Origin of the sequence: Shewanella cutis (assembly GCF_022410515.1) — a bacterium.
Taxonomy (GTDB): Bacteria; Pseudomonadota; Gammaproteobacteria; order Enterobacterales; family Shewanellaceae; genus Shewanella; species Shewanella cutis.
Genome location: NZ_JACSDI010000013.1, coordinates 21,575 through 35,217 on the forward strand (window position 1 = coordinate 21,575; position 13,643 = coordinate 35,217).

Annotated in this window: 11 protein-coding genes; 7 read left to right on the forward strand and 4 right to left on the reverse strand. The window is 44.1% G+C overall.

Going from position 1 to position 13,643, the window contains the following annotated elements; translation table 11 throughout:
• Positions 1-71: 71 nt before the first annotated feature.
• Positions 72-782 carry a DnaA inactivator Hda gene (gene hda, locus H9J30_RS15610; RefSeq protein WP_011072789.1) on the reverse strand — a complete coding sequence of 237 codons (711 nt, stop codon included), beginning with the start codon at positions 780-782 and terminating at the stop codon, positions 72-74.
• Positions 783-857: 75 nt separating this feature from the next.
• A complete protein-coding gene (locus H9J30_RS15615; RefSeq protein WP_240131824.1) occupies positions 858-1,940 on the reverse strand; it encodes a DUF2066 domain-containing protein in 1,083 nt (360 codons plus the stop codon).
• A gap of 215 nt (positions 1,941-2,155) precedes the next feature.
• Between H9J30_RS15615 and H9J30_RS15620 the strand changes: the two genes are divergently transcribed.
• The gene (locus H9J30_RS15620) at positions 2,156-3,394 is read left to right on the forward strand and encodes a uracil-xanthine permease family protein (protein WP_240131825.1); all 1,239 of its coding nucleotides are present in this window, start codon (positions 2,156-2,158) and stop codon (positions 3,392-3,394) included.
• A 132-nt stretch (positions 3,395-3,526) separates the two neighbouring features.
• Here the strand turns inward: H9J30_RS15620 and H9J30_RS15625 are convergent, their stop codons facing one another.
• A complete protein-coding gene (locus tag H9J30_RS15625; RefSeq protein WP_007649079.1) occupies positions 3,527-3,859 on the reverse strand; it encodes a Grx4 family monothiol glutaredoxin in 333 nt (110 codons plus the stop codon).
• A 226-nt stretch (positions 3,860-4,085) separates the two neighbouring features.
• Between H9J30_RS15625 and sodB the strand changes: the two genes are divergently transcribed.
• The 4 genes from sodB (at position 4,086) to H9J30_RS15645 (ending at position 9,725) form a co-directional block, all read left to right on the forward strand.
• Positions 4,086-4,670: a superoxide dismutase [Fe] gene (sodB, locus tag H9J30_RS15630; protein ID WP_011622352.1), complete on the forward strand. Its 585-nt coding sequence runs from the start codon at positions 4,086-4,088 to the stop codon at positions 4,668-4,670.
• Positions 4,671-4,920: 250 nt separating this feature from the next.
• Positions 4,921-6,855 carry a PrkA family serine protein kinase gene (locus H9J30_RS15635; protein WP_240131826.1) on the forward strand — a complete coding sequence of 645 codons (1,935 nt, stop codon included), beginning with the start codon at positions 4,921-4,923 and terminating at the stop codon, positions 6,853-6,855.
• Positions 6,856-6,920: 65 nt separating this feature from the next.
• Positions 6,921-8,189 carry a YeaH/YhbH family protein gene (locus tag H9J30_RS15640; RefSeq protein WP_240131827.1) on the forward strand — a complete coding sequence of 423 codons (1,269 nt, stop codon included), beginning with the start codon at positions 6,921-6,923 and terminating at the stop codon, positions 8,187-8,189.
• 9 nt (positions 8,190-8,198) lie between these two features.
• Entirely contained in the window at positions 8,199-9,725 is a 1,527-nt protein-coding gene (locus H9J30_RS15645; RefSeq protein ID WP_240131828.1) for a SpoVR family protein, read from the forward strand.
• Between the two features lie 616 nt (positions 9,726-10,341).
• Here H9J30_RS15645 and fadR read toward each other — a convergent pair.
• Positions 10,342-11,064 (reverse strand): fatty acid metabolism transcriptional regulator FadR, encoded by a 723-nt coding sequence (gene fadR / locus H9J30_RS15650; RefSeq protein ID WP_240131829.1) that lies wholly within the window; start codon positions 11,062-11,064, stop codon positions 10,342-10,344.
• A 303-nt stretch (positions 11,065-11,367) separates the two neighbouring features.
• Between fadR and nhaB the strand changes: the two genes are divergently transcribed.
• Together nhaB and dsbB are read left to right on the forward strand one after the other, a co-directional pair.
• Entirely contained in the window at positions 11,368-12,969 is a 1,602-nt protein-coding gene (nhaB, locus tag H9J30_RS15655) for a sodium/proton antiporter NhaB (protein ID WP_240131830.1), read from the forward strand.
• Between the two features lie 97 nt (positions 12,970-13,066).
• On the forward strand, positions 13,067-13,594 hold the full coding sequence (gene dsbB, locus H9J30_RS15660; RefSeq protein WP_240131831.1) for a disulfide bond formation protein DsbB: 528 nt from the start codon (positions 13,067-13,069) through the stop codon (positions 13,592-13,594).
• The last annotated feature ends 49 nt before the right edge of the window (positions 13,595-13,643 follow it).

The following is a 13,643-nucleotide window of genomic DNA, read 5'->3' on the forward strand; positions in this document are numbered from 1 at the left end:
GATCGTTTTGAAGACAGAAAAAAGCCCGTCGAAATCATTCGACGGGCTTTTTTATGGATCCGCTAATGAGCTCAGAGGTGCAGCATTTCTTTTGCAAAAGGAATAGTGAGTTTACGCTGATGTACTAAAGATGCCTTATCAAGTTTATCTAATACATCAAACAAGGTACGTAAGTCCCTTGCCATACGATTGAGTAAAAAGCGCCCAACGTCTTCAGGTAATTGCAGCCCACGCATGGCAGCACGGCGTTGCAATGCCGCGAGTTTTTCATCATCTGCCATCGGCTGCAGTTGATAATTAAGTCCCCACTGCATTCTTGAGACTAAATCGGGTAACAAAAAGCCTGCATCCGCTGGTGCAGACCGACCGCTAACCACCAGCGCGCAGCGTTTATTTTCGGCAACGCGATTGTACAGATCAAAAATAGCTTCTTCCCAAACGGGATGGCCTGCGATGTCGTCCACATCATCAATACAGATCAAATCCAGTTGTTCCAAGCCTTCCAATAAAGCCGTTGAAATACTCGCATGGATCCCAAGTGGCAGATAAAAACTGCGACGGTCGAGTTCATTAGCATGGGCACAGGCGGCATGCATTAGGTGAGTTCGACCCGATTTAACCGGCCCCCAAACATAGATGGCCGCCTCACCATGCCCCTCGGCATTGGCGCGCAGTTTTTGAATAAGTTCATCATTACCCGCTGCCGGATAATAACTATTAAAGGTTTCATCATCTGGTAGATACACCGGTAATGAAAGTTGTAGCGGTGAGTTTAATGGCACTCGTACGTCTCAATATCAATAAATTATCAACCCCACGCGACTGAGCTACAATCACCCAGTCTCAACGAGGGAAGTTTAAGGTAAACGCCATTGATAGACAGTTTTACCTGCTGGACTCGCGCTGGCGGAAAACTCTCCAGGCGCCACCACCGAAATTCTCGGCTCTAAACTTAATAAGCGCTCAAAGTCAGTCTGTGAGCCAAATAGATCTAACGTAAAGGTCACTGTGTTGCCTTGGATACGTGACAACGTGGCATTCTTAACCGCACTCAGTTGTTTTAAATACTTTTCCACCTCGACAACTTGAGCCATTTTATCAATGTTAACAAAGGTTACACTGGCCCCAACCTGCTCACCAGAGTCTGCAATAGCATACTTAGTAAAATAGTAATCCCCTAAGGCGGCCATCATTGCTGTGATCGCCTGCGCACTATTTTCGGCACTGCCATTAAAAGTAAATAAAGGTGGCGTTAATGAATCTATCGTGGTTTTAGAATAGAGGTTTAAACGATAACGCACTCGGCTCCCTTCTGGATCAATGGCCATAAGGGCTAAGAAATCAGCTTGATAACGACCTGATACACTGGCAACGATATCTGCAAACATCCCTTTGACATCATTTGGATTAATCCCCATTAATTCATCAAGATCGAGGATAGGTAGTAGCACAGGGATCCCACGCTCATCGGAGAAAGTACTAAACGCCTTACGCTCGGCTAAGGTTGAAGAATCACTCAATAAAATGGTGTCTCCCTCACTCGGCATCGCCACCCAAAACAGGGTCAATGGACGTTGGGTGCCCCATACAGGGAGTTGGGCTTGACGCAGTAAAGACACAATCCGTCTATGCTCAAAATTTGCTTTCAGCAACAGCTGGCCATTTTGTTCAACATAACCAAATTGACTTAGCAAAGCTTCAGGGTTGGCCAATTGCGATTGGATCACGCTATTATCCAAAGAACGGGCTGTCCCCGTATTCTTTATGATCACTTTTTCTAATGCAGTTTTAAGTGCGCTATTACGCTCTAGAACCGCACGGGATGTGACTGGTACGTCAGCCTCATCTAATTTACTCACTTCAACAGCTTGCAGGCTATTAACGGTAAACAGGCAGTATAAAAACGCGACTAAGCTTGGCTTTAATAGAAATTTCAGCATCTTTGGGTAGTTGAAGTTACGTCAGATAGTGCAAATTGTACCATAGTTAGCGCCTTTAGCGAGCCTTAGCCTTATTCGGCACACGGATTGAGGCTCTCCAGTCTGGTCGGCTATAAAACAGTGATCGCCGCCTGCAAATACGCCATTTAATAAAGAACATATTGCAACAAACTGTTATCATCTCGCGGTTTACCCTAAATTCACGAGAATAATAAATGAGACGACTTGCTATTCCTCTGCAGGGCGCACAAATGCTGTTTGTGGCATTTGGTGCCCTCGTGCTGATGCCACTGTTAACAGGGCTCGATACTAGTGTTGCGTTGTTTACCGCAGGTATTGGTACCTTACTCTTTCAATTAATTACTAAACGCCAAGTGCCCATATTTCTGGCTTCCTCTTTTGCTTTTATCGCCCCCATTCTTTACGGAGTACAAACGTGGGGGATCCCATCGACCATGGGAGGCATTATGGCCGCAGGCGTAGTGTATGTTTGCCTAGGCGCGTTAGTGAAAGTTCGCGGTACCGATTTTATTCACAAACTACTGCCTCCTGTGGTGGTTGGTCCGGTGATCATTATCATTGGACTGGGCTTAGCGCCCGTCGCTGTGAATATGGCACTGGGTAAAAGTGGCGACGGCAGTTTAACCTTAGTCCCAACCAACACGGCATTAATCATTTCGCTTGTATCCCTGTGTACTACTATCGCCGTAGCCATTTTTGCCAAGGGGCTACTCAAGGTAATGCCCATTCTTGCGGGGATTATCGTTGGTTATGGCCTGAGTCTCGCCTTTGGAATTGTTGATTTTTCAGTGGTGACAGCGGCAAGTTGGATTGCTATTCCTAAATTTGTTGCGCCCGAATTTAACTGGCATGCCATTGCGTTTATGATCCCTGTAGCCATTGCTCCTGCGGTTGAACATATCGGTGACATCTTGGCTATTTCCAATGTCACAGGTAAGGATTTTATGAAAAAACCGGGCCTGCATCGCACGTTAACGGGTGACGGTGTAGCAACCATTGCGGCAGCGGCCTTTGGTGGACCACCAAATACGACTTATTCAGAAGTCACTGGTGCGGTCACGTTAACCCGTAACTTCGATCCAAGGATCATGACGTGGACCGCTATCACCGCCATTACGTTGGCCTTTGTGGGTAAATTAGGCGCATTGATGCAAACCATTCCAGTACCAGTGATGGGCGGTATTATGTGTTTATTATTTGGTTCGATCGCAGCTGTGGGGCTAAATACCTTAATCCGCAATCACGTGGATTTATCCGAGCCGCGTAATTTAAGCATTGTCGGTGTCACCTTAGTCTTTGGCATTGGCGGTATGGCCTTTGGTATTGGCTCCTTCAGCCTGACAGGTATCAGCCTTTGCGGTATTGTGGCCATTACCATGAATCTGCTATTACCTGCGAGCAAACACCACAAACAAGATGTGGCATCACACTAAGTTTTGACCTTGAATCGGCCATACAAAAACTGAACACCAAATTTTTACTCAGTAGGCATTTGGCAATAAAAAAGCCGCTAAGTTATTCACTTAGCGGCTTTTTGTTATTCTTTCATCAATCTCTTACAGTAATTACTCTGCAGTTTTATATTTTTCAGCAGTGGCTTTGATTAATGGCTGTAATTCACCTTTTTGGTACATATCAACCACGATATCACAACCGCCAATCAGCTCACCTTCAATCCACAGTTGGGGGAAGGTCGGCCAGTTTGCATACTTAGGTAATTCAGCACGAATATCTGGGTGCTGGAGAATATCCACAAATGCAAACTGCTCACCGCAGTTAATCATGATTTGGGCTACCTGAGATGAAAAACCACAGCTAGGTAATTTAGGAGAACCCTTCATGTATACAATGATTGGGTTTTCAGCGATCTGCTGTTTAATTTTCTCTACTGTTTCCATTTTAATTCCTAAGTATTATGACATTGACTCAATGCCGCTATTGTACGACAGCTAAGAGCAGAACAAAATCCCACAGTTTGTAAGGTTATGGCCTGCAATTATTTTTTCGATGACGCCTATCTAATCAATTAGCCAAACAATGATTCACATCACAAATTTTATCGGTACAATAGGGTCCAGTGAGCACGTTTAAAAAACGATAACCTAAGACCATGGAGAGATACTAATGGCTTTCGAATTACCCGCATTACCATATGCAAAGAACGCACTTGAACCACACATTTCTCAAGAAACCATTGAATACCACTACGGCAAGCATCACAACACCTACGTTGTTAAGCTAAACGGTTTAATCGAAGGAACCGATTTCGCAGGCAAATCTTTAGAAGAAATCATCAAAACTTCTACTGGTGGCGTATTTAACAACGCAGCTCAAGTTTGGAACCACACTTTCTACTGGAACTGCTTAGCACCAAATGCTGGCGGTGAACCAACAGGCCCTGTGGCTGATGCCATCAACGCGGCTTTCGGCTCATTTGATGCATTCAAAGCCCAATTTACCGATTCAGCGGTCAACAACTTCGGTAGCGCTTGGACTTGGTTAGTGAAAAAAGCTGACGGCACTGTTGCTATCGTTAACACTAGCAATGCTGCAACACCTCTGACTGACAGCACTGTGACGCCAATTCTGACAGTTGACGTGTGGGAACACGCTTACTACATCGATTACCGCAACGTACGTCCTGACTACTTAGCCCACTTCTGGCAATTAGTTAACTGGGACTTCGTGAACCAAAACTTCGCGGGTTAATCGCTGCTAAATCATTCTGAAAAAGAGCCCAAGAGGCTCTTTTTTATACCCTCAAAAATCATTCACCTTGCCCTCTTTGACGAACGCTGCCCAATAGCTACAAGTGCAACAATTGCAATTGCAATCATTTGTTATTGTTTTTATTTGATATTTTTTGACACCGCAGACAAGTTTGTGTCTAAGATTAGTGTAGGAAGCTGAGAAATCAGTTATCCCTTCCATGATATCACTGGCGTTTCAGGGGGTTTATATGGGCATTTTCGAGCATTACCAAAAGCGCTACGAACAAAAACTCGATGAAGAATACACTTTGCAGGAATTTCTGGATATCTGTAAAGAAGATCGCAGTGCTTATATGTCAGCATCCGAGCGATTACTGCTCGCCATCGGCGAAGCCGAAATTATCGATACGGCTAAAAATCCAACCCTAAGCCGTATCTTTTCGAATCGTCTCATCTCTCGCTATCCCGCATTTAAAGACTTTTTTGGTATGGAAGATGCGATTGAGCAAATCGTTGCCTACCTTAAACATTCAGCTCAAGGTTTAGAAGAATCGAAGCAAATTTTATACTTGCTCGGCCCAGTGGGTGGCGGTAAGTCATCACTGGCAGAAAAACTCAAATCATTGATGCAAAAAATACCGATTTATATTCTGAGCGCCAATGGGGTAAGGAGCCCTGTAAATGATCATCCCTTCTGTCTCTTCGATGTGGATGAAGATGGTCAACTATTGCGGGATGAGTTCAACATTCCCAGCCGTTATCTCAAAACCATCATGTCACCTTGGGCTGTAAAACGCCTACATGAGTTTGGTGGTGATATTTCCAAATTCCGCGTAGTCAAAGTTTATCCCTCTATTCTCGATCAATTGGCGATTGCCAAAACCGAACCAGGGGATGAGAACAACCAAGATATTTCCTCCTTAGTGGGTAAAGTCGATATTCGTCAACTGGAACATTACTCCCAAGATGATGCAGATGCCTATGCATACTCCGGCGCATTATGCCGTGCAAACCAAGGGATAATGGAGTTTGTGGAAATGTTTAAGGCCCCGATTAAGGTGCTGCACCCACTGCTCACAGCCACTCAAGAGGGTAACTATAACGGCACAGAAGGTTTATCTGCCCTGCCCTATAGCGGGATTATTTTGGCGCACTCAAACGAGTCAGAATGGTCAACCTTCAAAAACAACAAAAACAACGAAGCTTTCCTCGATAGGGTTTATATTGTCAAAGTACCATATTGCTTGCGGGTGTCGGAAGAATTGCAGATTTATAAAAAACTTATACAAAATTCCGAGCTATCTCAAGCCCCTTGTGCTCCGGGCACCATAGAAACCCTAGCACAATTTAGCGTACTATCTAGGATCAAAGCTCCTGAAAACTCTTCCATCTACTCTAAAATGCGGGTTTACGATGGTGAGAGCTTAAAAGATACCGATCCTAAAGCAAAATCCTACCAAGAGTACCGTGACTATGCCGGCGTCGATGAAGGGATGAACGGCCTTTCCACCCGTTTTGCCTTTAAGATCCTGTCACGGGTATTTAACTTTGATCACTCTGAAATTTCCGCCAACCCAGTGCATTTGTTCTATGTTCTAGAGCGTCAAATTGAGCAGGAACAATTCCCTGGCGATACCGCTGAACGTTACCTGGAGTTTTTAAAAGGCTATTTAATTCCAAAGTATGTTGAGTTTATCGGTAAAGAAATCCAAACCGCTTATTTAGAGTCCTACTCTGAATACGGTCAAAATATCTTTGACCGCTATGTCACCTATGCCGATTTTTGGATCCAGGATCAGGAATATCGCGACCCAGAAACAGGCCAATTGTTTGACCGCGCAGCACTTAATGCTGAGCTTGAAAAAATCGAGAAACCTGCGGGGATCAGTAATCCAAAAGATTTCCGTAATGAAATCGTTAACTTTGTCCTGCGCGCCCGAGCCAGCCATGAGGGTAACAACCCACTGTGGACCAGCTACGAAAAACTACGCACCGTGATAGAGAAGAAAATGTTCTCTAATACCGAGGATTTGCTTCCGGTCATTTCCTTTAACGCCAAAACCTCGAATGATGATCAACGTAAACACGATGATTTTGTCAATCGAATGATGGAGAAAGGCTACACCAAAAAACAAGTCAGACTCCTGTCTGAGTGGTATTTACGGGTGCGTAAATCCTCTTAACTTGCGCTTACTAAGAACGAGGCTTTGGTATTGCCAAAGCCTTCGCTGGGGTTTGGGAGGTGCGTATGGCGAACTTTATCGATAGACGGTTGAATGCGAAAGGAAAAAGCACAGTCAACCGCCAGCGCTTTATCAACCGATACAAGCAACAAATCAAAAAAGCCGTCAGCGATGCCGTCACGCGTCGCAGTGTAACGGATGTAGATAAAGGCGAAAAAATCAGTATCCCCACACGGGATATTAGTGAACCTATGTTCCATCAAGGCAAAGGAGGCGTGAGAGACAGAGTTCACCCTGGAAATGATCAGTTCACCCGCGGCGATAAAATCGATAGGCCTCAGGGAGGATCTGGCGGCGGTGCGGGTAAAGGTGATGCCTCCAATTCGGGTGAGGGTAATGATGACTTTGCGTTTGAAATCTCCAAAGATGAATACCTTGAATTGTTATTTGAGGATTTAGAGCTACCTAATCTGCAAAAAAATCGCCTCAACAAGCTCGTTGAGTATCAAATCTACCGCGCTGGATTCACCAATGATGGGGTGCCAGCCAATATCAACATTGTGCGATCCTTGCGCTCCTCATTGGCGCGCCGCATTGCCATGTCGGCGAGTAAAAAGAAATTACTCAAAGAGTTAGAGCAAGAACTGACTGAGCTTGAAAATATTCCAGGGACAAAAGCTGAGCTTATCTTGGATCTAAAAGCGCAAATTGAAGAGTTAAAGCGAAAAATAGCCAAGGTACCGTTTATCGATACCTTTGACTTACGCTTCAATAACTTTTCAAGGCGTGAAATACCTTCAAGCCAAGCGGTAATGTTCTGCTTAATGGACGTATCAGGCTCGATGGATCAAGCCACAAAAGATATGGCAAAACGTTTTTATATCCTGTTGTACTTGTTCCTCACCCGCACCTACAAAAACCTTGAAGTGGTGTATATCCGTCACCATACCCAAGCAAAGGAAGTGGATGAACATGAGTTCTTTTACTCCCAAGAAACAGGCGGCACTATCGTTTCGAGCGCATTGAAATTAATGCACGAAATTCAGCAGGCACGCTACCCTGCCGATGAGTGGAATATCTATGCAGCACAAGCCTCTGACGGCGATAACTGGGCCGATGACTCACCCACCTGCAGACAATTATTAGAGCAAAAAATCCTGCCGTTAGTGCGTTACTTTAGCTATATCGAAATCACCAACCGCGCCCATCAAACCCTGTGGCGTGAATACGAATCCCTACAACAACACTACGACAACATAGCAGTGCAACACATTCGTCAAGCCGAAGATATCTACCCTGTCTTTAGAGAATTATTCAAAAAACAGGCAGTTTAAGGGGGCTCTATGGGGATGAAAGAATCAAAAACACGCATAGCCTTAAGCGACGGTCCCGACTGGAGCTTTGAGCTGTTACAAAGTTATCTGAAAGAAATTGAACGGGTGGCGGCAATTTACAAACTGAACGCCTACCCCAATCAAATCGAAATTATCACCGCAGAACAGATGATGGATGCCTATGCCGGTATTGGGATGCCCATAGGTTACACCCATTGGTCCTTTGGCAAACGCTTTATTGAAACCGAGCAAGGCTACAAGCGTGGCCAGATGGGACTCGCTTACGAAATCGTGATCAACTCCAATCCCTGTATCGCTTATTTAATGGAAGAAAATACCATTACTATGCAGGCATTGGTCATGGCTCACGCCTGTTTTGGCCATAATAGCTTCTTTAAAAATAATTACTTATTTAAAACATGGACGGATGCGAGCTCGATTATTGACTACCTCGTTTTCGCCAAAAACTATATCAGTGATTGCGAGCAAAAATACGGTGTTGAACAAGTTGAAAGCGTGATTGACTCCTGCCATGCCTTAATGAACTATGGCGTTGACAGGTATAAACGACCTGCAGAAATCTCGTTTAGGGAAGAACAGGCAAGGCAAAAAGATCGCGAAGCCTATCTACAGAGTCAAGTGAACGACCTGTGGCGAACGATTCCTACCCATCAACAACAGCAACCCTCAACGACTAAACGGCGCTTTCCTGCTGAGCCGCAGGAAAACATTCTGTACTTTATCGAAAAAAATGCCCCACTACTCGAGCCCTGGCAGCGGGAAATTATTCGAATAGTACGTAAAATGGCGCAGTATTTTTATCCGCAAAAACAAACACAAGTGATGAATGAAGGCTGGGCTACCTTCTGGCATTACACTATTTTAAATCATTTATACGATGATGGCGTAGTCAGCGACCGCTTTATGATGGAGTTTTTGCAAAGTCATACGGGCGTCGTGGCGCAGCCTGAATATAACAGCCGATACTACAGTGGCATCAATCCCTATGCCCTCGGATTTGCGATGTTCACTGATATTAGACGTATTTGTGAAGCGCCTACCGATGAAGACCGAACTTGGTTTCCTGATATTGCAGGCAGTAACTGGTTAGACACCTTACACTTTGCGATGCAAAATTTTAAGGATGAGAGTTTTATTAGCCAATATCTGTCGCCGAGGGTGATCCGTCAATTTAAGCTGTTTGGCATCCATGATGATGAAAAGCGCAACTATTTATCCGTGTCTGCAATTCACGATGAACAGGGCTATCAAGATATTCGTAATCTATTATCGCAGCAGTACAACTTGTCTAATATTGAACCCAATATCCAAGTGCATAATGTAGAGATAAACGGTGACCGATCCTTAACCCTAAGGTACGTCCCCAACAAAGATATCCCTCTTGCTGGCAGCTACAATGAGGTGCTCAAGCATCTGCACCGTCTCTGGGGTTTTAGCGTCAGCCTAGAGCAAGTCAATGCAGATAACAGTGTCACGTTGTTAAGTAAATGCCCTGAGCAGCCTAAAGCTGACTGATAATAACCTGAGAGAGGGATAAACAGAGCCACTGAATAGGCATCTTTTCGGGCCACTCTGCGTTGCTCTGTCTAACCATAGCTCGCTATGGTTAGACAGAGCGCATTGATATGCGTAAAAATCTGCGCACTCAGTCAAATAACATATTTTCATTTAAAACAACAGTTTATGCGGTTTATTTGGTTTGTTAAATTGAGGTTTTCCGACACTCATCCCCCCGAGTTCAGGTTAAATAACAAGAGCGTATTGACGCTTAGAGATTAGATTTTGTTCGTTCAGGCAAGCTCGTGCTCGCGAAACGAGGAATGATGTGTCGTTATTCTACTCAAATGACGAGCGGCTCTTATGACAGAAAGTAAGCACAAGGGCTTGCAAGACAGACCCTTCGGGCAACATTTGGCTGACGTTTCTGCTGCGTTATCGTCCGTTTATGTAGAATAACAACGCAGCACGGACTTCTTGCATAAACACCAGCCAAATTGCTGCAAAAATAACCCTGAAACGTCAACACGCCCAAATTAAGCTACAAAAAAACCGTTTCATCAAGAAACGGCTTTAATATTTTATTCGCCTGATTTCAAAATTATCTCAGATAACGAATGCTAAAAGTTAACCACTAATGGGAGTCCTGCTGTGCAATTGAAGACGGCATATCGTCGCGCAATTGCAGCCACATTTTGCCACTATTGATACCGTAGGTACGCATCAATGCGGGTACATCGAGATAGTTTTTCGCTTTTGCTAGCAATTCTAACTCTTTATAAAAGTTGAGTGCTAACTGGCGCGCCTCTGAGCTACTAAAATAGTAGCGGCCGACTCGACTGTATAGTCCTTTAAAACCATTCAAAATCAATACATAAAGCGGATTACCAGATGAGAAAGCTAAGGTATGGTGTAAGAGATAGTCATACTCAGCAAAAGATTCGGCGGTATCCTCTAATTGGTGGATTTGCGCTAAAACTTCCATCGCGGTATCAGGGCTGTTACGCAGTGCGCCACGGAAATAAATCGCACTGACATTGGTACGCGCGGAGAGTAATTGATCCACGAGTACAGGGAATCCCTCTGGATTGAGATCGGCGATTGTCTCGAGAATATTGAGGCCAGACGTCTCCCAAAAATTATTCACCCGAGTTGGCTTGCCATGTTGAATTTTCAACCAACCATCACGGGCTAAGCGCTGTAACACCTCACGCAAGGTAGTCCGAGTCACGCCAATCAATTCAGAAAGCTCACGTTCAGCCGGTAAAATGGACCCTGGAGGAAACTTATTTTCCCAAATCGATCTTACAATATACTTCTCTGCAAAACTTGCAGGTCCTTTGGCATTGATAATCATCAGCCCACTTATCCAGTTGTTGTGCTTTTAGTCATAGTCACTGATCATACCAGAGCGGTAAAAAATGGAAACCATTGACTGAAATTCACCGTACCATCAGCGTACAATTGTCACAAAAATGTTCAATAAACCAACACAAATCAATAGCAATTGTACCAATTTTGCCGATTAGCTCCGCTTTTTGAAATCTGGGTTTCAGTAACTCGTTACATTAGCATTATCTTTAGGCTAGACTGAATTCTAAAGCACGTGTGACTAACAATAACCCGCGAAATTTTAAACATAATTAGAAGAGAGGATGCCATGCCGATGACAATGAGTCAGGCGTTTATTGGAAACTTCTTAGGGAATTCTCCTAAGTGGTACAAAATCGCAATACTGTCGTTTTTAATAATCAATCCAATACTCTTTTTCTATGTCAGCCCCTTTGTGGCTGGTTGGGTATTAGTGCTTGAGTTTATTTTTACTTTGGCAATGGCATTAAAATGTTATCCATTACAACCCGGCGGATTGTTAGCCATTGAAGCGGTTGCGATTGGTATGACTTCTGCCAGTCAGGTGCTACATGAAATTGAAGCCAACCTTGAAGTGTTATTATTGTTAGTATTTATGGTTGCAGGCATTTACTTCATGAAGCAACTGCTGCTATTCGCGTTCACTAAGATGATCACCAAAGTCCGTTCAAAAATCTTAGTGTCATTGTTATTTTGCTTAGCTTCTGCATTCTTATCCGCTTTTTTAGATGCCTTAACCGTTATTGCGGTGATTATTACTGTAGCCGTTGGTTTTTACTCTATTTATCACAAAGTGGCATCGGGTAAAGATTTCTCTGCGGATCATGACCATACCTCAGAGAATAAAAACGAGGAAGGTGAAGACCAACTCAATGAAGCAGAACTTGAATCCTTCCGTGGCTTCTTACGTAACTTACTAATGCACGCCGGTGTTGGTACTGCTTTAGGTGGCGTGTGTACCATGGTGGGTGAACCACAAAACTTAATTATTGCGGCACAAGCTAACTGGCAGTTTGGTGAGTTTGCGATTCGTATGTCACCAGTCACTGTGCCTGTCTTTATTGCGGGCATCTTAACCTGCTATATAGTGGAGAAATTCCGTATCTTTGGATATGGAGCTCAACTTCCTGATGCTGTTCATAAAATTCTGTGTGATTACGATGCGCATGAAGATGCTCGTCGCACCAATAAAGATAAAATGAAGCTTATTGTTCAAGCCTTTATTGGAGTTTGGTTAATTGCTGGTCTTGCTCTGCACTTAGCTTCTGTCGGCTTAATTGGTCTGTCAGTCATCATTTTAGCCACCGCATTTAACGGCATAACCGATGAACATGCACTGGGTAAAGCCTTCGAAGAAGCTTTGCCCTTTACGGCACTGTTAGCCGTTTTCTTTTCCGTTGTTGCTGTAATTATCGACCAACAATTGTTTGCTCCGGTGATCCAATGGGCACTAAACCATGAAGGTAATACCCAATTAGTGATTTTCTATATTGCTAACGGTTTACTCTCCATGGTCAGTGATAATGTGTTTGTAGGCACTGTCTACATTAACGAAGTGAAAGCGGCCTTGCTCAATGGTCAAATCACTCGCGATCAATTCGACCTGCTGGCCGTTGCAATTAACACAGGAACTAATTTACCTTCTGTTGCAACACCCAATGGTCAAGCCGCCTTTCTATTCTTATTGACATCGGCACTTGCACCATTGATCCGCTTGTCCTACGGCAGAATGGTATGGATGGCATTGCCCTACACTATCGTCCTGTCGGTTGTGGGTGTCATGGCAATTCAAATGGGATTCTTAGAACAAATGACACAGTATTTCTATGACTCCCATGCAATTTTGCACCACAGTGTTAAAGAAGCCTTAGCACCAGCGACTGGCCACTAAAACATAAATATCAGAGTTGACTGAACTTTATGAGTTCAGTACAGTCAAATAAACGCCCTATCTGCAAGGGCGTTTTTTGTTGATATGGAGTTCACTTTTGACAGCATTCACTCGCTTTGCCCATTCCCGTGCATCTTGGTTTTTTCTGACAGGCTCTGCGATTGCCCTTGAAGCAGCCGCATTGTATTTCCAATATGTGATGAAGCTAGATCCCTGCGTTATGTGTATTTACCAAAGACTCGCCGTCTTCGGTATTTTAGCTGCAGGGCTTGTCGGTATGACGGCACCTAAATACCGTATTATTCGCATCTTAGGAGTGCTTGGCTGGGCGATAAGTGCCACTTGGGGACTTAAACTGGCGTTAGCCTTAGTGGATATGCAAAACAATCCTTCGCCATTTTCAACTTGCCCGTTTTTACCTGAGTTTCCAGCATGGATGCCACTACATGAATGGTTCCCTGCCATCATGTTACCAACAGGTATGTGTACCGATGTGCCCTGGCAGTTTATGGGAGTAACGATGGCTGAATGGATGGTCGTAGCCTTTAGTGGTTACCTCGTGGTGTTATTACTCTTTATTGTTCCAATCCTGAGCGGTTCAAATAAACCATCACTTTATAAATAACCAAACCGAGGAATAGTAATGCTAATTTTGCAACACGTTGCAGCAACGA

Bases quoted from the DNA above. Each gene is read 5' to 3' on its own strand.
- H9J30_RS15615 (WP_240131824.1), bottom strand. From the start codon at position 1,940: ATGCTGAAATTTCTATTAAAGCCAAGCTTAGTCGCGTTTTTATACTGC.
- H9J30_RS15620 (WP_240131825.1), top strand. From the start codon at position 2,156: ATGAGACGACTTGCTATTCCTCTGCAGGGCGCACAAATGCTGTTTGTG.
- H9J30_RS15625 (WP_007649079.1), bottom strand. From the start codon at position 3,859: ATGGAAACAGTAGAGAAAATTAAACAGCAGATCGCTGAAAACCCAATC.
- sodB (WP_011622352.1), top strand. From the start codon at position 4,086: ATGGCTTTCGAATTACCCGCATTACCATATGCAAAGAACGCACTTGAA.
- H9J30_RS15635 (WP_240131826.1), top strand. From the start codon at position 4,921: ATGGGCATTTTCGAGCATTACCAAAAGCGCTACGAACAAAAACTCGAT.
- H9J30_RS15640 (WP_240131827.1), top strand. From the start codon at position 6,921: ATGGCGAACTTTATCGATAGACGGTTGAATGCGAAAGGAAAAAGCACA.
- H9J30_RS15645 (WP_240131828.1), top strand. From the start codon at position 8,199: ATGGGGATGAAAGAATCAAAAACACGCATAGCCTTAAGCGACGGTCCC.
- fadR (WP_240131829.1), bottom strand. From the start codon at position 11,064: ATGATTATCAATGCCAAAGGACCTGCAAGTTTTGCAGAGAAGTATATT.
- nhaB (WP_240131830.1), top strand. From the start codon at position 11,368: ATGCCGATGACAATGAGTCAGGCGTTTATTGGAAACTTCTTAGGGAAT.